This is a genomic window from Breoghania sp. L-A4 (assembly GCF_003432385.1).
In the GTDB taxonomy this organism is placed as follows: Bacteria; Pseudomonadota; Alphaproteobacteria; order Rhizobiales; family Stappiaceae; genus Breoghania.
Genome location: NZ_CP031841.1, coordinates 4974593 through 4993702, shown reverse-complemented (window position 1 = coordinate 4993702; position 19110 = coordinate 4974593). Strand labels below are relative to the sequence as shown.

16 protein-coding genes and 2 pseudogenes are annotated in these 19110 nt (G+C 65.3%); 8 read left to right on the top strand and 10 right to left on the bottom strand.

Annotated elements, in window-relative coordinates; all coding sequences use genetic code 11:
- Positions 1-3: 3 nt before the first annotated feature.
- Positions 4-438 (bottom strand): MarR family transcriptional regulator, encoded by a 435-nt coding sequence (locus D1F64_RS22820; RefSeq protein WP_117414288.1) that lies wholly within the window; start codon positions 436-438, stop codon positions 4-6.
- Positions 439-591: 153 nt separating this feature from the next.
- Between D1F64_RS22820 and D1F64_RS22815 the strand changes: the two are divergent.
- Positions 592-2531: pseudogene (locus tag D1F64_RS22815) on the top strand (FAD-binding monooxygenase).
- 514 nt (positions 2532-3045) lie between these two features.
- Here the strand turns inward: D1F64_RS22815 and D1F64_RS22810 are convergent.
- Together D1F64_RS22810 and D1F64_RS22805 are read right to left on the bottom strand one after the other, a co-directional pair.
- Complete coding sequence (locus tag D1F64_RS22810; RefSeq protein ID WP_117414287.1) at positions 3046-3270, bottom strand: hypothetical protein; 225 nt, start codon at positions 3268-3270, stop codon at positions 3046-3048.
- Between the two features lie 67 nt (positions 3271-3337).
- Positions 3338-4471, bottom strand: coding sequence for a Fic/DOC family N-terminal domain-containing protein (locus D1F64_RS22805; protein WP_117414286.1), 1134 nt, complete (start codon positions 4469-4471; stop codon positions 3338-3340).
- Between the two features lie 440 nt (positions 4472-4911).
- Between D1F64_RS22805 and D1F64_RS22800 the strand changes: the two genes are divergently transcribed.
- Positions 4912-6546 carry an acyl-CoA synthetase gene (locus D1F64_RS22800; RefSeq protein WP_117414285.1) on the top strand — a complete coding sequence of 545 codons (1635 nt, stop codon included), beginning with the start codon at positions 4912-4914 and terminating at the stop codon, positions 6544-6546.
- A gap of 183 nt (positions 6547-6729) precedes the next feature.
- Here the strand turns inward: D1F64_RS22800 and D1F64_RS22795 are convergent.
- From D1F64_RS22795 to D1F64_RS22785, 3 genes and pseudogenes are all read right to left on the bottom strand, one after another.
- Positions 6730-7700: pseudogene (locus D1F64_RS22795) on the bottom strand (transposase).
- Positions 7701-8048: 348 nt separating this feature from the next.
- The gene (locus D1F64_RS22790; RefSeq protein WP_117414284.1) at positions 8049-9245 is read right to left on the bottom strand and encodes a GNAT family N-acetyltransferase; all 1197 of its coding nucleotides are present in this window, start codon (positions 9243-9245) and stop codon (positions 8049-8051) included.
- On the bottom strand, positions 9238-10611 hold the full coding sequence (locus tag D1F64_RS22785; protein ID WP_205470585.1) for a lipopolysaccharide biosynthesis protein: 1374 nt from the start codon (positions 10609-10611) through the stop codon (positions 9238-9240). Before D1F64_RS22785 ends, D1F64_RS22790 begins: the two co-directional genes overlap by 8 nt.
- 454 nt (positions 10612-11065) lie before the next feature.
- Between D1F64_RS22785 and D1F64_RS22780 the strand changes: the two genes are divergently transcribed.
- The 3 genes from D1F64_RS22780 (at position 11066) to D1F64_RS22770 (ending at position 12892) form a co-directional block, all read left to right on the top strand.
- On the top strand, positions 11066-11722 hold the full coding sequence (locus D1F64_RS22780) for a hypothetical protein (protein WP_117414283.1): 657 nt from the start codon (positions 11066-11068) through the stop codon (positions 11720-11722).
- Positions 11723-11987: 265 nt separating this feature from the next.
- Positions 11988-12326 (top strand): hypothetical protein, encoded by a 339-nt coding sequence (locus tag D1F64_RS22775; RefSeq protein WP_117414282.1) that lies wholly within the window; start codon positions 11988-11990, stop codon positions 12324-12326.
- The gene (locus D1F64_RS22770) at positions 12323-12892 is read left to right on the top strand and encodes a hypothetical protein (RefSeq protein WP_117414281.1); all 570 of its coding nucleotides are present in this window, start codon (positions 12323-12325) and stop codon (positions 12890-12892) included. The genes D1F64_RS22775 and D1F64_RS22770 overlap by 4 nt, the downstream gene beginning before the upstream one ends.
- A gap of 96 nt (positions 12893-12988) precedes the next feature.
- On the opposite strand, the gene D1F64_RS22765 is transcribed toward D1F64_RS22770, so the two are convergent.
- The 4 genes from D1F64_RS22765 to D1F64_RS23660 all read right to left on the bottom strand — a co-directional run bounded on the left by D1F64_RS22765 (position 12989) and on the right by D1F64_RS23660 (position 15802).
- On the bottom strand, positions 12989-13396 hold the full coding sequence (locus tag D1F64_RS22765; RefSeq protein ID WP_117414280.1) for a YchJ family metal-binding protein: 408 nt from the start codon (positions 13394-13396) through the stop codon (positions 12989-12991).
- Between the two features lie 89 nt (positions 13397-13485).
- Entirely contained in the window at positions 13486-14463 is a 978-nt protein-coding gene (locus D1F64_RS22760) for an NAD(P)-dependent oxidoreductase (RefSeq protein WP_117414279.1), read from the bottom strand.
- Positions 14464-14611: 148 nt separating this feature from the next.
- Positions 14612-15559, bottom strand: a complete 948-nt coding sequence (gene xerD, locus D1F64_RS22755) for a site-specific tyrosine recombinase XerD (protein WP_117414278.1) — start codon at positions 15557-15559, stop codon at positions 14612-14614.
- A gap of 81 nt (positions 15560-15640) precedes the next feature.
- Positions 15641-15802 (bottom strand): hypothetical protein, encoded by a 162-nt coding sequence (locus D1F64_RS23660; RefSeq protein WP_162901204.1) that lies wholly within the window; start codon positions 15800-15802, stop codon positions 15641-15643.
- Positions 15803-16013: 211 nt separating this feature from the next.
- Between D1F64_RS23660 and D1F64_RS22750 the strand changes: the two genes are divergently transcribed.
- Genes D1F64_RS22750 through D1F64_RS22740 form a run of 3 tightly spaced genes read left to right on the top strand, consistent with a single transcriptional unit; the run spans position 16014 to position 19095 of the window.
- Complete coding sequence (locus tag D1F64_RS22750; RefSeq protein WP_117414277.1) at positions 16014-16595, top strand: shikimate kinase; 582 nt, start codon at positions 16014-16016, stop codon at positions 16593-16595.
- Between the two features lie 20 nt (positions 16596-16615).
- A complete protein-coding gene (gene aroB, locus D1F64_RS22745; RefSeq protein ID WP_248304558.1) occupies positions 16616-17770 on the top strand; it encodes a 3-dehydroquinate synthase in 1155 nt (384 codons plus the stop codon).
- Positions 17767-19095: an HlyC/CorC family transporter gene (locus D1F64_RS22740; protein WP_117414275.1), complete on the top strand. Its 1329-nt coding sequence runs from the start codon at positions 17767-17769 to the stop codon at positions 19093-19095. Before aroB ends, D1F64_RS22740 begins: the two co-directional genes overlap by 4 nt.
- The last annotated feature ends 15 nt before the right edge of the window (positions 19096-19110 follow it).

The window sequence follows — 19110 nt, the reverse complement described above, 5'->3', positions numbered from 1 at the left end:
TGCTCAATCCTCGATTGTGACGTTGGCGGCCTTCGCGGCCAGGGCGATGAACTGCTGGTATTCGGCCTCATCGAGGCCGGGCAGGATCTCCTTTTGAAGCTTTTCCACAATGGGAAGAAGCGTCGCGACGATCGCCGCGCCTTCGTTCGTGATGACCAGTTCGCGCGCGCGCTTGTCGCGTTGGCTGACGGTGCGGCTCACAAGCCCCTTCTGCTCCAGCCGGTCGGCCACGGCGCCCACCGTCGCGCGGTCCTTGCCGATGGCCTGCGCCAGGCCCGCCTGGTCGATGCCGGGGCTGTGGCGCAGCGCGTCCAGCGCGGCGAATTGCACCGGCGTCAGGTCGAACCCGGCCTCGCGCACCCGCTGCACGAACACATGCGTGGAGACCTGATGCAATCGCCGGATCAGATGTCCCGGCATTCTGGAGCTCGCGCTCATGAAACCTCGTGATTGGTCCGAAGCCGAACTCGCCGGCGGATGTCCCAAACATACTCAGATTCAGTAAGGACACATACTTTTTTATTGACGCCCTCGACGCCACGCCGCATAAAGTAAGTCAACTTATTAATTTTGTCCCATGGGAGGTCGACCATGCAGTATCACCTGAACGGGTTCCGCCCCGGCGATCCGGAAGTCTCCGACGCAGCGCCCGGCCGTGACGGCGCGGACCTCCCCGATGCGGTGGATGTGCTGATCGTCGGCTCGGGCCCCGCGGGACTGACGCTGGCAGCCCAGCTTTCCGCCTTCCCCGACATCACCACGCGGATCGTCGAGCGCCGCGCGGGGCCGATGGAAAAGGGCCAGGCCGACGGAATCTCCTGCCGGTCGATGGAAATGTTCAACGCCTTCGGCTTCGCCGACACGGTGATGAAGCAGGGCTACTGGGTCAACGAGACGACCTTCTGGAAGCCGGATCCGGAACAGCCCGACCATATCATCCGCAACGGTCGCATCCAGGACGTGGAGGACGGGTTGTCAGAGATGCCACACACGATCCTCAACCAGGCGCGCGTGCACGACATGTATCTCGACGTCATGCGGCGCTCGCCCACGCGGCTGGAGCCCGACTATTCGCTGCAACTCGTTGAACTGAGCGTGGATCCGGCGGGCGGCGCGCATCCGGTGACCGCGACGCTCGAGCGGGTGGATCCGGGCCGCGCGGGCGAGCGGCTCACCGTGCGTGCGCGCTATGTGGTCGGCTGCGACGGTGCGCGCAGCGCCGTGCGCACGGCCATCGGCCGCGAGCTTGTGGGCGATTCGGCCAATCAGGCCTGGGGCGTCATGGACGTGCTGGCGACCACGGATTTTCCCGACATCCGCTGCAAGACGCTGATCCAGTCGGCCGGCGAGGGCAACATCATCATCATCCCGCGCGAGGGCGGCTATCTCACGCGCCTCTACATCGAGCTCGACAAGCTCGGCGCGGACGAACGGGTGGCGAGCCGCAACATCACCATCGACCGGCTGATCGCCGCCGCCCAGCGGATTTTTCGCCCCTATGCGCTGTCGGTGCAGGAGGTGGTGTGGTGGTCGGTCTACGAGATCGGCCAGCGCCTGACCGACAAGTTCGACGACGTGCCGCAGGACGATATCGATGCCCGCCTGCCGCATGTGTTCATCGCCGGCGACGCCTGCCATACCCACAGCCCGAAGGCCGGGCAGGGATGAACGTGTCGATGGGCGACGCCTTCAATCTGGGCTGGAAGCTGGTCTCCGTGCTGCAGGGGCGCTGCCCGCCAGAAATCCTGCACAGCTATTCCGCCGAGCGCCAGGCGGTGGCGAGCGATCTGATCGATTTCGACCGGGAGTGGTCGCGGATCATGAGCGAGCCGCCGGAAGCCGGCGACGGCGCGGACGGCGCGGCGCCGAAATTCCAGCGCTATTTCATCGAGCACGGCCGCTCGACCGCCGGCGTGTCGGTGACCTACCGCCCTTCCGTGCTGACCGGCGAGGCGCGCTGGCAAGCGCTGGCGCAAGGATTTGAGATCGGCACGCGGTTTCATTCCGCGCCCGTCGTCCGGCTGGCCGACGCCAAGACCATCGAGCTGGGCCACACGGTGAGCGCCGACACGCGCTGGCATCTCTATGCCTTCAGCCCCGACGAGGACCCGGCGGCCGAAAACTCGGCGATCCGCGCGCTGTGCCGCTTTCTCGATGAGGCGCCGGACTCGCCCGTGCGCCGGTACACCGCGAAAGACGCGGATATCGACAGTGTCATCGACGTGCGCGCGGTCTTCCAGCAGGACCGGCACGCGCTGGCGCTCGAGGCCATGCCGGCCTTCCTGCTGCCGCGCAAGGGACGGCTGGGACTCATCGACTATGAAAAGATGCTCTGCCCGGATTTGAAAAACGACCGCGACATTTTCGAGTTGCGCGGCATCGACCGCGCGGAAGGCTGCCTGCTGATCGTCCGGCCGGACCAGTATGTCGCCCACGTGCTGCCGATCGACGCCTTTGATGTGCTCGCGCGCTTCTTCGACGGCTTCATGCTGCCCGCCGGCGCGAAGCTTCCGGAGACGGCCGTGGCGTGACGCGCGGATGGTTTCCGGAACGGGTGGTGGCGCTGTCCTGGCGTTTCGCGCCCGGTGCCATTCCCGAGAGGGCGAAGCCCGGGTCGGGAATCCAGACCTCCGTGGACTTAAGACTGAGTAACTCAATTCAGCCAGGTGGTGGCTGGATTCCCGCCTGCGCGGGAATGATACGGTGCGTGAAGCGCTGCCGGCTCCCGCCGTCGGGGCCGCCTTCCCAAGGGTGTGTCGTCTTCCCGACATGCGGCCGATGCTTCGAGACGCGCCAGGTGGCGCTCCTCAACATGACGTTGAGTGGGTGGTGATTTTATCAGAATATCAACATGATGACGTCATCGTATTGATATTCTTAAGAGTTTTCCTCCCTCCAGCGTCATCCTCCCCCAGCGTCATGCTGAGGAGCCCGGCGCAAGCCGGGCGTCTCGAAGCATCGGCGCCATGCCGGGACGGTGGCCCATTCCCGACTGGCCCCATTCCCGCGGCAAGCTTGAACAGGGTGCGCGCTTGCCGGACCGGTTCAGCCCCTGCGCTGCCGCCAGCCCGCGCCGATCATCGCGCCGCCAATGAGCAGCAGAAGCAGCATGACGGCGGCCAGCTCGGGATCCTCCCAGGGCATGGGAAAGCGCTGGCAGCCCGTCGGGTTCATGCCGCAGCCCATCGCCAGCAGCCAGCCCCACGCCCCCAGCACCGCCGCGCACCACGCAGAACCCACCCCGATCAGCAGAATTTTGACGATACGCATGGGGGCTCCAGGGGTGGTGAGAACGCTCTTCAATTGGATTGGTGTTCCCGCGATATCAGACCTCCGGTCAAGCTCTAACGATTTCCATCAGCGGCTCGAACATGTAGAGTGCGCCCCTGCGGCCGCTCGCGGGACGGATTTCTCGCAACAAGCCGCCTTCGTGCAAAAGCTTTGTGATCCGAGTGGCCACGTGCTTGGGCATGCCCGAGCGCTTGATCAGATGACTGTTCTTGAAAATCGGATTCTCAAATATGCTGTCTTGGGCCGCGATGTGCCATTTCGAACCGGACATTTCCCGAAACGGTTCTTTCATGTCGTCGTAAAGGGTCGTGATTTTCTTCGCTGTTTGAAGATTGCTCTCGGCCTGCTCGGCGATGGCTTCCAGGAAGAATGCCGTCCAAGCGGTCCAGTCATCATCGCGCGAGACAGCACGCATCAATTCGATGTATGCTTCCTTGTGGGTCTCGAAAAACGCACTGACGTAGAAATGGGGTTTGTGAATTAGGCCGAATTTCCACAGCAACAACGTTATGAGCAGCCGGCCGATACGTCCATTCCCATCGTTGAACGGATGTAGTGCTTCGAATTCGACATGCGCAATAGCAACCTTAAACAGATGTAGCATTGTGGACGTCTCAATGAACGTCAAGAGGTCCTGCATGGCGGGTTGAAGATGCAGGGGGCTGATCGGCTTGAAATAAATTATTTTTCTTCTGTCGTCGCCGACATAGTTTTGTTCTGATTTATATTGACCTGGAGATTTGCTTGCACCGCGGCCAAAGCTTAAAAGAACACGATGCGCGTTCTTGATAAGCCCCTCGTTAATTGGATCACCTTTGGCAACAGCGGTTTGGGCGCGGCGTAAAACATGGCTGTAGAGAGCCACCTCAACGACATCATCCCGTGCGGGCCGTGATGTCCCATCGTCTTCGCTTTCCGCCTCGTAGATCATGACCTCATCGACGGTTGAAATTGTCCCCTCCATCCGAGAAGAGATAACTGCTTCGTTTTGGCGAAGCGGGGCCAAGAGAAGCTCGCTGTTTGGAAGTGACAGGAGCATTTGATCGTAGCGTGAGATCGCGTCTTGTGCCTTTGCTAGGGGTTCTATCAAGCGAGCAAGATCGAGCTGGCTAGGAGGAAAACGCCCATAGTGATAGTCGACTAGGTTGCTGAGGTCATAGGATTCGATATTGACCGGCATTGCGCAGCTCCTATTTTGATCGTGGCTGCTTATTTGTGTAATAAATTTCTTAAATTTTGCAACACAAACTCTGTTGTGGGAGAATTTTCCGACACAAACTATGTCGTGCGACATTTGGGTCCAATTTCGTAACACAACGAATTTTGCAGCAGTCGTAAGTGCTTCAAAAGGTGTTGTGAACGGTTTTTTCCGTCTTATGGCCCACAAACTCGGCACCAAAATTTCAAATGCCGTTTGACAACAATCCAGCTGTTGAGATTTTTCTCCCTGCCAACGGCCGTTTCGCGACGAGGCACTGAACCTCGTGAAGGATCGCGCGTGGTTGTTATTAAGGTTGCCAGCTGAAACCGCCCCACGCCCTTTGCTTCCCTCCCCAATTGCCTCTTCCCTGTGCATCTGGTTAAGTTGCGGCGCACAATGCGACACAGAGAAGGCCGTTCATGCTGCCCACCGCATCCGACTATGCCGGGCTCGTCGCCGGTTTCCGCTGGAACATCCCCGCGCGCTACAACATCGCCGCCGACGTCTGCGACCGCTGGGCGGCGGCCGAGCCCGACCGGATCGCGCTGATCCACAGGCTGCATGACGGCCGGCACGAGACCCACAGCTACGAGGACCTGCGCCGCGCGGCCAACCGGCTCGCCAACGTGCTGCGCGGCCTCGGCGTCGGGCGCGCGGACCGGGTGGCGCTGATGCTGCCGCAATCGCCGCAGACGGCGTTTTCGCATATCGCGGTCTACAAGCTCGGCGCCATCGCCGTGCCGCTGGCCTCGCTGTTCGGCGTCGACGCGCTGCGCTACCGGCTGGACAATTGCGACGCCAAGGTGCTGGTGACCACCGCCGCCGGCGCGGAAAAGATTTCCGAGATCCGCGGCGAGCTGCCGAACCTGCGCCACGTCATCACCATCGGCGGGCCGACCGAGGGCAGCCTTGGTCTCGAGGATCTGATGGAGCGCGCGCGCGACGCCTTCGAGACGTTCGACAGCGTGCCCGACGATCCCGCGCTGATGATCTACACCTCGGGGACGACGGGGCCGCCCAAGGGCGCGCTGCACGGCCACCGGGTGCTGCTGGGCCATCTGCCCGGCGTGCAGATGCCGCATGAATTCTTCCCGCAGCCCAATGATCTGTTCTGGACCCCGGCGGACTGGGCCTGGGCCGGCGGGCTCTTGAACGTGCTGCTGCCATCCTTGCACTTCGGCGTGCCCGTTGTCGCGGGACCGGCGGAGAAATTCGATCCCGAGCGCGCCTTCGAGCTGATGGCCGACTGCGGCGTGCGCAACACCTTCATTCCGCCCACGGCGCTGAAGATGCTGCGGACGATGGAGAACCCGCGCGCCAAGTATGATCTCAAGCTGCGCACCATCGGCTCGGGCGGCGAGTCGCTGGGCCGCGAGACCTTCGAGTGGGCGCGCGAGGCGCTGGGCATCACCGTCAACGAGTTCTACGGCCAGACCGAATGCAACCTGGTGCTGTCGTCCTGTGCGGCGGCCGGGGTGTCGCGCGCCGGCGCCATCGGCAAGCCGGTGCCGGGTCATGAGGTCGCGATCATCGATGCTGAGGGCAACGTGGTGGAGGCGGAGACCGAAGGGCAGATCGCGGTCAGGCGGCCCGATCCGGTGATGTTCCTGGAATACTGGAAGCGGCCGGAGGCGACGCGCGACAAGTTCGTCGGCGACTGGATGCTGACCGGCGACCAGGGGCTGATGGACGGCGACGGCTACGTGCATTTCGTCGGCCGCGACGACGACGTGATCACCTCGGCCGGCTACCGCATCGGTCCGGGCGAGATCGAGGATTGCCTGCTGTCGCACCCGTCCGTGGCGCTGGCCGCCGCCATCGGCAAGCCGGACAAGCTGCGCACGGAAATCGTCAAGGCCTTCATCGTGCTCAAAGACCCGGATGCGCGCTCCGAGGCGCTGGAGCGCGAGATCCAGAGCTACGTGCGCGAGAGGCTGGCCGCGCACGAGTATCCGCGCGAGATCGCCTTCGTCGATAGCCTCCCGATGACCACCACCGGCAAGGTTATCCGCCGCATCCTGCGCGACGAGGCCAAGGCGGAAGCCGAGGGCTGAGGGGCTTGCCTGGAAGAAGGATAGGAACAAGAGTCGTTTCTCTCGCTTGATGGCAGGAGAACCGTTTGTGAACCTGCGGGGGCTTCAGACACCTCTCCCATGGGGAGAGGTCGGCGCCCTCGGGTCTGGCCTGTGGCCAGCCCAAGGACAGGCTCCGCGCCGGGTGAGCATCTGTGTTTCAGGTCAAGTGTATTTTGGGGTCCACAGTCTGTCCTCCTTGAGCAGGGTGTTGGCGAGGATGATGAGCTTTCGCATGACGGCGGTGAGGGCGACCTTGGGTTTTTTGGCGTTGTCGCGCAGGCGTTTGTAGAAGGCGGCGAGGTCGGGATTGTACCTGGCGGCGGACAGCGCTGCCCAATAGAGCGCGCGGCGGGGCATGGCGCGGCCGCCCCTGATGTGGCGCGGCCCCCGGATGTCGCCGCTGTCGTTGGCGAGGGGGCGACGCCGGCCAGGCTGGCGCAGGCGTGGCGGTCGAGCTGGCCGAGCTCGGACATGTCGGCGATCAGCACGGCGGCGACGGTGGCGCCGATGCCGGGGATCGAGGTGAGGATGGCCTGGCGCCGCGCCAGCCCCGGATCGTCGGTGATGCGGCGCCCGATCTCGCGGGCCAGCCGCGCGATGTGCCTGTCGAGGCCGGCCAGCAGCCGCCTGAGCTCGGCCTTGAGGACGGCGACGTGGCTGGCCGTCAGCCGGTTGGCGAGCGCGGTGCGCTCCTGGGTCGCGGCGGCGCGCGCATGCACCAGCTCCCGCAGTTCCTCGAGCGCTTCGGGCGCCGGCGGCGTGGCCTGGGGGGCCAGCGTCGCGCCGAGGATCGCCAGCATTTTCGCGTCGACGCGGTCGGTCTTGGCGCGGCTGCCGAGGACTTCGGCGAACAGCCGCGCGCGCAGCGGGTTGACGACCGCCACCGGCCAGCCGGCCTGGGCCAGCGAGCGGTGGACGAGCCGATGGTAGCTGGCCGTCGGCTCCAGCACGACGCGCGCGACGTCGTGTCGGGCCAGCAGCCGCTTCAGCCGGCTCACGCCGTCTCGGTCGTTGGCGAGCCTCAGGCCGTGCCCGAGGGGATGCAGGTGGATGTCGAGATGGTCTTTACAGACGTCGATGCCGACGTAGACTGGCTGTGCGCCGGGTGTTTGCGGCTGGATCTGGCCTTGCATGCGGGTCTGGCTCCCAATCATCTGTTCAGAACAGGCGCAAAGGGATCGGCGGACCAGGCTCACCCACGGGTCTCGACCAAGGGGATCGCGGCCCCGCCGATCCGGCCGCGTGCGGATGGCCATCCGCACGCGGCCAGCACAAATCATCGCCGATTTGCGCTGGAAACAACATGCAAGGGGTTGTGATCCCTCAGTATTTCTCAGGCATCTGATCCCCTCACCCTAACCCTCTCCCAATGGGAGAGGGGACTGGCACCGCGCGCGTCTCGAAGGAGGGGCGGCGTGTGCGGAACTTGCCCCGCGCCTTCGCCCGCCAGGCGGCGCGCCGCATGGAGCACAGTGAACCCGCTAGCGATTCAGCAGGCGCTTCGCCCTGGCGACGCCGCGCTTGGCCAGGGCGCGGGCGGTGTGGTGGGCGCGAATGTCGGCTTGCATCAGGGCGAGGCGGGTGGCGGCCAATGGGCCGCCGGCGGTCAGAACGGTGGCGACGGGAATGCGCTCGTGCCACAGCGGCTCGATCATCGGATGGCCGGGCTCGGTGAGCGAATCCACCTCGCGCAGCACGCCTCCGCCCATGATCGCCTGCATGCCGTCGATGATGCTCATGACGCCGGGCGAATGGCGCGACAGGCTCTCGTCATAGGCGGTTTTCCAGGCGATGCCGTGCGGTCCGTCGAGCAGGATCACGTTGGCGGCGACCGGGCGATCGTCCAGGCTGAGGACAAGCACACCGACCTTGCCGTGTTTGCTGAGCGCCAGAACCGCTTCGCGGGCGAAGCGGTCGCGCGCTTCGTTCAAGGCGATCGCGCTGCCGCCCTCACCCTTCCAGCCCGCGGCCTCCAGCGTCAGGAAGGCTTCGAAGGCGGCCTCCACGTCAGTTTCCCGCGTGCACCAGCGGGACTCGAAGGCGCCTTCCCTGGCGAGCGTGCGCCGGGAGCGGCGCAGCTTCTGCCGACGGTTTCCCGAGAGGTTCTTTTCCATGTAGGCGTCGGCAGTCAGCGTGCAGTCGAGGCTGGCGCGGCGGTAGTGATCGGCCAGCCCAATGGTCCGCCCGCGTGCGGCGAGCACGGTTTTCAGCGCGGCGTAGACCGGGCCGTCGAGTCGCATGAAGGGGATGGCGAGAAGCGGGCTTTCGAAACCGTGTGTGGCGGCGGCGCACAGGGCGTCCAGCGCGGCTTCCGCGTCGCCCTGGACCAGGGGCGTGCCGAGGGGCGCGAAATTGTTGCTCCATACGGCCACAGCCGAGCCCGCGAACCCCAGGCCCAGCCGCCGGCGGCCGACAGGCGCGAGCGCGTGCAGGGCGCCGGTGCGGTGGTGGCGGGCGACCGCGACGCGGATCGTCTCCGGCGCCAGGTTGCGCAGATAGGCGGGCAGGAAGTCGGGCCCGAAGAACGCGTTGCGCTCCAGCGGGTTGTCCGCCAGCGCGCGCCAATGCTGCATCTCGCCCAGCGCCTCGTCGAGCGTCAGGCATTCGCCGCGCAGGGCGCTCAGGTGCGCCGGCGCCGCCAGCGGCGCGGTCTGCTGCAAGGTGAGCGTGTCAGCCATGGGCCGCCTCCGCGCGCGTATCCAGCGCGACGCCCGCAGGCCGCCAGATGAAGGTGTAGAGCCCCAAGTGCCTGCGGGTGATGGAAAACAGCAGCGCCGCCTCAATGACCATGGCGGCCGCGGTGGCGATGGCCGCGCCCTCGAGGCCGTAGAGCGGGATTAGCGTCAGGTTCAGCGTCAGATTGCAGACGAAGGCGGCGAGATAGGCCATGGCGCAGCGCTTCTGCTCGCCGGCCATGGTCAGCAGCGCGTCGACGGGACCGATGGCGGCGCGCGCCAGCACGCCGATCAGCAGGATCGACAGCAGCAGCTGGCCGTCGGCGAAGTCCTTGCCGAACATCAGCAGGATGTATTTGCCGAAGGCCAGCAGGAACAGGGTGCCGGCGAGCGACGGCCAGAAGGTCCATTTGACCGAGGCTTCCACGAAGGCGGCGAGCCCGGCGCGATCACCGGCGTGATGCAGCCGCGAGTAGCGGTGCGCGGTGGCCGCCTTGACGGCGAAATAGACGAAATGCACCAGGGCCAGCGTCTTGGCGGCGGCGAAATAGACGGCGACCCGTTCGGGCGGCATGAAATAGCCGACCATCAGCACGTCGGAACTGGTGAGCAGCGCGAAGAAGCCCTCCGCCAGGAAGATCGGCAGCGCGATGGCCAGCCAGGCGCGCGGGGCCCAGGCGCGCGGACCTGGCGCGACGATGCGGCGCAGCCGGCGGTTGATGGCCGCGTATTGCCCGAGACCCACGAGCCATGTCGCGATGATGGCGGCGACGCAGGCGGTGACCGCGGTGTGCGGCCAGTCGAGGAGGCTGGCGCCAAGCATCACGGCGAGGATCAGCAACGGCCGCCAGATGTAGGTCGGCAGCATCGCCAGATCGCTCCAGCTGTTGGCGCGCGCGATGCCCTCCTGCACGTCGGTGAGCGTGAACAGCGGCAGGCACAGGGCCATCAGATAGGCGGGCAGGATGTAGTAGGAGGCGATCTCGCCGCTGAGCAGCCACACGCTGAGGGCGCCAATGGCCGCGAGCAGCGCCGCGGAGCCAACGGAATAGGCACGGCAGCCGAGCAGCACGCCGCGCAGCAGTTCCGGCTGGTTCTTTTCCAGATACTCGGGGATCAGCCGCAGCACAGCGGCGTTGAACCCCAGTGGCGCGATCACCCCGACGATGACAATCCAGGTCCAGACGACGACGAAGATGCCATATTCGTGTCCGCCCATCCAGCGGGCGAGAAACACCTGCGACAGATACGCCAGCGCCGCGCCGAAGATCCGCACGGTGAAGGTGAACAGCGCGGTGCGCTGGGCGCCGGCCGCGTCGGTGGTGCCCTCGCGCAGCGCCGAGAGGCGGGCGCGGAGCATGCCGAGCATGCCTTGGGCCTGCGATGCGGTTTCACCGGCTGATGGCGTCGTTGGTCGCACGTCGTGGTTCCGTCTGCGGTTCACAGGCGGCGAGTGTCCCACTCGTGGCTTAATTTTCCGTCGCCGGCGCGCGGGCCGCGATGGTAAATTTTACGAGAGCGGGAATGCGGCAGCGCCGCGTGCGGCCTGACGCGGCGCCTTGGACAGGGCCGTGCGCGTATTTCGGGCGTCCTGCATCGACGCCGGAAGGATTGCACCCGGCGCGCGGGAGGACGAGATTCTGGAGGTGTTGCTTCCGCCCATCAATACTTTTGTAAGATCAACGCCTTGCTGCAACAGTTGCGTTGGGCCTGTGCGTGCCGCCTTGCTTCGCGCTGTTGTCCGAAACTCAAAATTGACGTAGAGTGAGTTGTTCATTTTCACATCTGGCACTTTTTTGAATTGTGTATTCGGGAGGTTTTCCATGGCGAAGATGAAGATTTATGCGATCGTCGATCTCACCCTGCATCTGAACAAGACCAATCCGCCGCAACTTGTCGTCACTGCGCACGGGTTGACCACCTCATCGGACTGGAGCGCGCCCGCGCTGGTGCCGCTTGAAAAGACGCTGTCACCCGACGGCATCCTCGATCTGGAGTTCGTGGCCCAGCCGCCATCGGAGATCTCCCTGCCCGTGCTCACGCCCATCTGCGCGGTTCTCGTCGTCGAGAAGGACGTCGAGAGAATTGTTGCGGTGCGCGTCTTCTCCCGCACCAACGACATGATCCGCTTCCTGGGCGTGGCGGGGCCAGGACCCACCACGCTCGCCATCGGCGAGGAGGCCGGCGGTGTCACCACCATGGCGACCGGTGAAGAAGACGGCGGTGATCTCACCACCATGGCCACAGGCGAGGAGGAAGGGCTTGCGGCCCAGCGCTCCCGCGCCGGGCCCACGACCATGGCCACGGGGGAGGAGGATGGCGGCGGGCCGACCACCATGGCCACCGGCGAGGAAGATGGCGGCCGCCAGGGCGCTGTGACCACGCTGGCGCTGGGGAGGAAAGCGGACCCGTCACCACACTGGTCTTCGGTGAGGAGGGCCCCACCACGCTTGCGATCGGGGAAGAAGGCCCCCAGATGACCACGCTGGCGCTCGGCGAAGAGGGGCCGCACCCCACGACACTGGCGCTCGGTGAGGAGGGGCCGCATCCCACGACATTGGCGTTCGGCGAGGAGGGTGGGGCACCACGCCGGCGTTTGGTGAAGAAGGCCCGACGACGTTTGCCGTTGGCGAGGAGAAATCACCCGTGGGCGAGACAAGCCCCACGGTCGACGATCCCAAGCCGCCCTTCGGCGAAAACTGGCTGGCCGACCTGGGCCTCCGCAATCCCTTCGGGCGCCGCTGAATGGCGGTGAGACCGGGAGACGACGGCGCGCTGCTGATATCCGGCGGCGCGCGCGATCCCAATTTGCATGCGCTCGCCGCCGCGGCCCGGACGGCGGGCGTGATGGTTCACGCCGTGCTGCACGACGCGGAAAGCGAACCGGCGCTGAGCTGGGATCTGGAGACGGGCGAGATGACTGTCGCAGGCAGGCCGCTTGTCTGCGCCGCGGCCTTCCAGCGCTACGACGTCTTCTCGGTCCCGCAGGCCGCCGGCGCCATCGACCGGGCGCAGGCGTGGTTCTCTGCGCTCGGGGCTGGTGCCAGTCACACGACACAATCCGTCAGTTCAACCGGACCATGAGCGCCGCCTGCGGCCACAAGAGCCTTATTCTGACGGCAGCGCGCGCGTATGGCCTCGCCATTCCGAAAACCCGGGTCACCAACGAACGCGAGACGCTTTCAACCGCGATGGCCGAGGGTCCGGCGATCGTCAAGCCGGTCGCCGGTGGCGCCTATACGTTGGATGCAACCGCGGCGGACGCACAAACCGACTGGCATGATGGGCGCGCACCGGTGCCTGCTTTCGTGCAGGAGAAGCTGCGTTACCCCGAATTGCGCGTCTTTTTCGTCGGCAGCGCGCCCCATGTCTTCGAAATCGTTTCCGATGATCTCGACTACCGCGCAGGGCGCAATCACAGCATTGTCTATCGCGGTGCGAGCGCGCTTGACGGGCTGCTTGCGAAAAAACTCGCCGCGCTTGCCGCCGATCTCGGTCTCGATTTCTGCGCCTTCGATCTGAAGACCGCAGACGATGGCGATTTGCGATTCATGGAGGTCAATTCCGGGCCGATGTTCGCCGCCTTCGATGAGGTCGCTCGGGGCGCACTCTGCGCGGCGATGATCGACTGGCTGATGGCACGAAAATGAGCCTGTTGCGATCGACGCGCGAGGCTGTTGCCGTGGCGTGCAACCTTCGGCCGCGCCCCGGGAGGGGAGGCACTTCCGGCCGCCCGCTTGTCGCATTCAGCCCGGCAGCATCACGTCCTTTTCGGCGCCGACGTAATACCAGCGCTTGTTCTTCTTGCGGAACAGGCTGTATTCGCGGTGCTCGCGGATCTCGCCGCCTTCAAGTGAGCGGGCGACAAACAGCACCATGCCGAGCTTGTCGGCGGGGCCGCCGGCGCCGGTCTTGAGGATTTCCAGCCCGACCCACTGCTTTTGTTCCGCCCAGGCCGCAAGGCCCGCGGTATCCAGGGTCTTCTGGAATTTCGGCCAGAGCGTTTCCTTGAGATAAGCGATGTCGCGTCGGACGAAGGCCGCATAGCGCGAGCGCATCAACTGTTCTGCCGTCTCAGGCAGTTCCGCGCGGGAGAGGAAGCGGCCGCAGCAGGCGTCAAAGGTCTCGCCGGACCGGCAGGGGCATTGCGTCATGGCTCGCTCGCCGTGAGTACAGGATCACGCGTATCTATCACGTTGCGACCGCCGCGCGCCAATCCCGGGTGTCACGTCGGTAGCGCGGATCAGACGAAGTCGCCGGCCGGATCCGCCGCCTGCCAGCGGCGCAGCGCTTCCTCGAGATCGGTCTCATAGGCGTAGCCCAGCGCGGGCATCACTTTGGGCACGATATTGGTCGAGTTGACGAGCTTGAGAACGCGGGCGCGATTGACCGAGGTCTTGTAGCCGAGCGTGCCCAGCACCTCGAACGCCAGACCGCCCATCAGCATGACGGGCAGCGGCATCACGCCCGGCGGCATGGGCGTTCCGGCCACCGTGTGGAAGGCGCGGCAGATGTCCTCGGTGGTATAGCGTTCGGGGTAGGCGAAGTTGAAGGTGAGCTCGGCCTCGTCGCGCTCAAGCGCGTAGTCGAGCATCCGCACCAGTTCGCCGACGTAGCCGCAGGCCTTGATGGTGTCCTTGCGGCCGGGATAGAGGAACCGGCGCTTCTTCAGCAGGCCGGCGAGGCGGGTAAAATTGCCGCCTTCGCCGGGGCCGAAGACCACGGCAGGACGCACGATGCGCAGGCGGCGGCCGTCGCCTGAGTGCAGCCACGCGCGGTGGATTTCCTCGGCCTGGAATTTCGAACGGCCATAGCCGGAATTGGGCTCGAGCCTGGAGGTTTCGTCCTTCGCCGTCTCACACGGGCCATAGACGGAAATCGAGCTTGTGAAGACCATGCGCGGCGCGCCCACGGCGCGGGCGTAGTCGCAGACATGCGTCGCGCCGAGCACGTTGGTCCAGTAGTACTCCCATTCCTCGTGACCCGGCGTCGTGTGGACGGCGGCGAGGTTGTAGATTGTGTCGGCATGACCGATGGCGGCCGCATCAATCGGCTGGCGGACGTCGCAGTAGCGGTAGTCGACGCCTTCGACGGTGCGCGCGGGATCCTTGATGTCGGCGCTGATGACAACAGTGTGGCGCCCGTCAGCGACCAGGGACCGGAGCAGATGCGTGCCGATAAAGCCCGCGCCGCCGAAAACGACCGCAACATGTTCGCTCATGCCTCGACCAGCCCCTTGATGCCGTCATGGGTATACAGGCCCGGGACCGCGCCACGGGCGTTGGAATTGTGAGTTCGGGTAGCGGGAGCGATTTTATGTCAGCAAAGCTTACGATAGTGTTGCGTCGTCCGCACGAACAGGTGGCGCCCTAGGTCTTTGAAACCGGACGTTTTTCCGCAAGCGGATGGTGCGTCTGGACCAGCTGTTTCAATCTCTCGTCCAGCACATGGGTGTAGATCTGGGTCGTCGAGATGTCGGCATGGCCCAGCAATTGCTGCACGATCCTCAGATCGGCGCCGTTTTGCAGCAAGTGGCTGGCGAAGGCGTGGCGCAGCACATGCGGCGAAACACTGGCCGACGCGATGCCCACGTCGCGGGCCAGCGCCTTGAGGTCGCGGGCGAAGGCCTGGCGGCTGAAATGGCCGCTTTCGCCAAAGGAGGGAAACAGCCACGGGCTGTCCGCATAGGCGGCCTCGGTGCGGCGCAACTCGGTGTACCGGATCATGGCCTCGTGCGCGCGGTCGGACAGCGGCACCATGCGTTCGCGTCCTCCCTTGCCGCGCACCATCAGCATGCGCGCGCCGTGGCTTGCCGCACGCAGCGGCAAGGCCACCAGCTCGGACACCCTCAGACCCGTGGCATAGAGCACTTCGAGCATTGTATAGAGGCGGGCGGCGCGCAGGCGCCGCGCCGCGCTCTCGCCATCGATCGACGCGTTGAAGCGGGCGGATTCGATCAGCCGGTCGACCTCGGCCTCGGTGAGCACGCCCGGCAGCGACTGGCGGCCCTTGGGAGCCGCGATGGTGGAAGAGGGGTCGTCCTTGCGGATGCCTTCGCCATACAGGAACTTGAAGAACTGCCTGAGCGCGGAGAGCCGCCGGGCCTGGGAACTGGCGGCGAAACCGCGTTGGGTGAGATCGCGCATGTAGGCGGCGATGTCGGCGCTTTCGGCTTCATGCGCTGCCCGGCCGAAGGTCGCGATGAAGCTGCCGAAATCCTCGAGATCGCGGCGGTAGCTGTCGAGCGTGTTGATGGCCGCGCCGCGCTCCACCGCGAGCATCTCCAGAAACGCCTCTGAGTGGTGGCCTTCGCGCATTCCGCCAGATCCCATGCGGACAGTGGCGCCGTCGCGCCGTCGTGATATCGGGGCCGCCTCGCGCCGTCGCGGCCGGTCAGCTCAGCGGTACAGCCGGTCGACCGGCAGGCGCACGGTGATCTGGCGCGGCGTGGGCTCGACGAAGTTCGCCAGCGCGTAGAGCACCCCATAGCCGCAGCCGCCAAGCACGATCAGCAAGAACAGGTATCGCGTGAGTGTCGGCATGTCCGTCCGGGATTCCATCTGCTGCACCGGAACGCGCTCCGGTTCGATGTTATCGTCGCGTGTCTTTTTCGTTCATCGGGGCGATCCTGACAAGGCCGCATCGCCCCGCCACGCTTGACAGGGGTGCGGCGCATACGCTCAAAGCTTGGCTGAGCTTCGGCACGATGCCCAGGAGACAGTCCGCGTGAACTTTTCTCAAAGCCGCAGTGGCCAAGCGGCGCAGCCAGCGATGCACGATCGCGACCCGGACCGGTTGCGGGAGCGCCTCGGCGCGCGCTCGATCGTGCTCGTCGGCATGATGGGCTGCGGCAAGACCAGTGTGGGACGCCAATTGGCCGCGCGGCTGAAGATCCCCTTCGTCGACGCCGATCACGAAATCGAGGAAGCCGCCAATCTGACCGTACCGGAGATCTTCGCCCGTCACGGCGAGGACTATTTCCGCGCCGGAGAACGGCGGGTCATAGCCCGTCTGCTCGGACAGCCGCCCCGGGTGCTGGCGACCGGCGGCGGCGCCTTCATGAACGCGCAGACGCGCGCCAATATTGCCGAACGCGGCGTATCCGTTTGGCTGAAGGGGGATTTCGAGACCCTTTTCGCACGCGTCAGCCGCAGGACGTCGCGTCCGCTGTTGCAAAATCCGGATCCGGAAGGTGTCATGCGCAAGCTGCTTGCGGAACGCGATCCGGTCTACGCGCAAGCCGATGTCACGGTGATCTCGCGCGATGTGCCGCACGAGGTCATCGTCGACGAGATCCTGGCGGGGCTGGATGACTATTTCGCGGCGCATCCCGAGGCCGGCCCCGCGATCTGATACCGGCTCGATGCACCTTGATGAAAAGACGGACATTCATGATGGATCTGGCGGCAGATACCGACAAACACGAGCGGGTGCGGGTTGAACTGGGCGATCGCGGATACGATATCCTGATCGGCCCCGGACTCATCAGTGAGGCCGGCGCGAATCTGGCTGAAAAATTTCCCGACGCACGGCTGGCGATCGTCACCGACAGCAATGTGGCGCGGCATCATCTGGACGCCTTCGTCCGCGGCACGGATGCGGCGGGCCTTACTTCCACGGTGATCATGGTCAAGCCGGGCGAGGGGTCGAAGAGCTTCGCCACGTTCCAGGACGTCTGCGATCAGGTGCTGGCCGCCCGACTCGAGCGCAACGATGTGATCGTGGCGCTTGGCGGCGGCGTCGTCGGCGATCTGGCAGGGTTCGTCGCAGGCGTCGTGCGCCGCGGCATGACCTTCGTGCAGGTTCCCACGACACTGCTGGCCCAGGTGGACAGCTCGGTGGGCGGCAAGACAGGCATCAACACGCGGTTCGGCAAGAATCTCATCGGCGTCTTCAACCAGCCGGCGCTGGTGCTGGCGGACACCGACACGCTCGATACGCTCACCGAACGCGACTTTCGCGCCGGCTATGCCGAGGTCGCCAAATACGGGCTGATCGACGATCCGGAGTTTTTCGTCTGGCTGGAGGAGAACTGGCGCGGGATTTTCGACGGCGGCCCGGCGCGGATCGAGGCGATCGCCCGGTCCTGCCGCGCCAAGGCGAGCGTTGTCGCCGCTGACGAACGCGAGGCGGGACGACGCGCGCTGCTCAATCTGGGGCACACCTTTGGCCACGCGCTGGAGGCGGCCGTCGGCTACGACGGCGCCTTGCTGGTGCACGGCGAAGGCGTTGCGATCGGCATGAGCCTGGCGCACCGGTTTTCCGCCGAACTGGGGCTGTGCCCTGAAGACGATGTGGCGCGGGTCGAGCGTCACCTGAGCGCCATCGGCCTTCCGGTGCACATGCAGCAGATTCCGGGCCAGCTGCCGCCGGTGGCGGCGCTGATGGACAGCATCGCGCAGGACAAGAAGGTCTCGCGCGGCGCGCTGACCTTCATTCTGACCCGCGGTATCGGACAATCCTTCGTCGAGACGGGCGTCGATCCGGCGCGCGTCGCGGCATTCCTCGAGGAGATGCATCCATCATGACGGATCCCGGACTTTGGCTGACCATCGCCGGCATTGTCGTTTTGCTGGTCATGTCGGGTTTCTTTTCCGGCTCGGAGACGGCGCTGACGGCGGCATCGCGCGCGCGCATCCACCAGATCGAGAAAAGCGGCGATCACCGCGCCGTGCTGGTTTCGAAGCTGATCCTGTCGCGCGAGCGGCTGATCGGCGCGTTGCTGCTGGGCAACAACCTGGTGAATATCCTCGCCTCGTCGCTGGCTACGAGCGTGTTGTTGACGTTGTTCGGCGACACCGGCGTCCTCTACGCCACGCTGATCATGACGGTGTTGGTGCTGGTGTTCTCAGAGGTGCTGCCGAAAACCTGGGCCATTGGCGACCCGGAACGTTTCGCGCTGTCGGTCGCACCGATCGTCCGCGTCATGGTGGCGGTCTTCGGACCAGTAATCGCGGGCATCGAGATCTTTGTACGCCGTCTGCTGCGCGTCTTCGGCGTCGATGTGGACGCCAACACCGCGGTGCTGTCGGCGCACGAGGAGCTGCGCGGCGCGGTGGATCTGCAGCATCTGACCGGCGGGCTGGTGAAGGCCGAGCGCGACCGCCTCGGCGGCCTGCTGGATCTGGCTGACATGGACGTCTCCGACGTTATGGTGCACCGGACCAACATGCATGCGCTGAACGCCGGCGCGCCGCCCAAGACGCTGGTCGACGAGGTGCTGTCGAGCTCCTACACGCGGCTGCCGCTGTGGCGCGACGCGCCGGACAACATCGTCGGCGTGCTGCACGCCAAGGATTTGCTGCGCGCCTACAATGCCTGCGGCGGCGACATCGAGAAGCTCGACGTCGAGGATATCGCCGCCGCGCCCTGGTTCGTGCCGGAGAACACCTCGCTGCAGGATCAGCTCAACAGCTTCCTCAAGCGCAAGAGCCATTTCGCCCTGGTCGTCGACGAATACGGCGAGGTGATGGGTCTGGTGACGCTGGAGGATATCCTGGAGGAGATCGTCGGCGAGATTTCCGACGAGCACGATGTGGTCGTGGAAGGCGTGCGGCCGCAGCCAGACGGCTCGGTGATCGCCGACGGCTCGGTGCCGATCCGCGATCTCAACCGGGTGATGGACTGGCGACTGCCCGACGAGGAGGCGACGACCATCGCCGGGCTGGTGATCCACGATGCGCGGATGATCCCCGAGGAGCGGCAGGTGTTCACCTTCCACGGCTTCCGCTTCACGGTGATGCGCAAGGAAAAGAACCGCATCACGCGGCTGCGGGTGATGCCGCTGGACGGCAACGGCATGGAGCGTGTCGCCGCGCGCAGCGACGTACCGGTGCGCGCGGAGACGCCTTGAGGTTCAACAGCCGAG

What these genes read in the sequence shown, in the direction of transcription:
- D1F64_RS22820 (WP_117414288.1), bottom strand. Translation starts at nt 438, where the DNA reads ATGAGCGCGAGCTCCAGAATGCCGGGACATCTGATCCGGCGATTGCAT.
- D1F64_RS22810 (WP_117414287.1), bottom strand. Translation starts at nt 3,270, where the DNA reads ATGCGTATCGTCAAAATTCTGCTGATCGGGGTGGGTTCTGCGTGGTGC.
- D1F64_RS22805 (WP_117414286.1), bottom strand. Translation starts at nt 4,471, where the DNA reads ATGCCGGTCAATATCGAATCCTATGACCTCAGCAACCTAGTCGACTAT.
- D1F64_RS22800 (WP_117414285.1), top strand. Translation starts at nt 4,912, where the DNA reads ATGCTGCCCACCGCATCCGACTATGCCGGGCTCGTCGCCGGTTTCCGC.
- D1F64_RS22790 (WP_117414284.1), bottom strand. Translation starts at nt 9,245, where the DNA reads ATGGCTGACACGCTCACCTTGCAGCAGACCGCGCCGCTGGCGGCGCCG.
- D1F64_RS22785 (WP_205470585.1), bottom strand. Translation starts at nt 10,611, where the DNA reads ATGCTCGGCATGCTCCGCGCCCGCCTCTCGGCGCTGCGCGAGGGCACC.
- D1F64_RS22780 (WP_117414283.1), top strand. Translation starts at nt 11,066, where the DNA reads ATGGCGAAGATGAAGATTTATGCGATCGTCGATCTCACCCTGCATCTG.
- D1F64_RS22775 (WP_117414282.1), top strand. Translation starts at nt 11,988, where the DNA reads ATGGCGGTGAGACCGGGAGACGACGGCGCGCTGCTGATATCCGGCGGC.
- D1F64_RS22770 (WP_117414281.1), top strand. Translation starts at nt 12,323, where the DNA reads ATGAGCGCCGCCTGCGGCCACAAGAGCCTTATTCTGACGGCAGCGCGC.
- D1F64_RS22765 (WP_117414280.1), bottom strand. Translation starts at nt 13,396, where the DNA reads ATGACGCAATGCCCCTGCCGGTCCGGCGAGACCTTTGACGCCTGCTGC.
- D1F64_RS22760 (WP_117414279.1), bottom strand. Translation starts at nt 14,463, where the DNA reads ATGAGCGAACATGTTGCGGTCGTTTTCGGCGGCGCGGGCTTTATCGGC.
- xerD (WP_117414278.1), bottom strand. Translation starts at nt 15,559, where the DNA reads ATGCGCGAAGGCCACCACTCAGAGGCGTTTCTGGAGATGCTCGCGGTG.
- D1F64_RS23660 (WP_162901204.1), bottom strand. Translation starts at nt 15,802, where the DNA reads ATGGAATCCCGGACGGACATGCCGACACTCACGCGATACCTGTTCTTG.
- D1F64_RS22750 (WP_117414277.1), top strand. Translation starts at nt 16,014, where the DNA reads ATGCACGATCGCGACCCGGACCGGTTGCGGGAGCGCCTCGGCGCGCGC.
- aroB (WP_248304558.1), top strand. Translation starts at nt 16,616, where the DNA reads ATGAAAAGACGGACATTCATGATGGATCTGGCGGCAGATACCGACAAA.
- D1F64_RS22740 (WP_117414275.1), top strand. Translation starts at nt 17,767, where the DNA reads ATGACGGATCCCGGACTTTGGCTGACCATCGCCGGCATTGTCGTTTTG.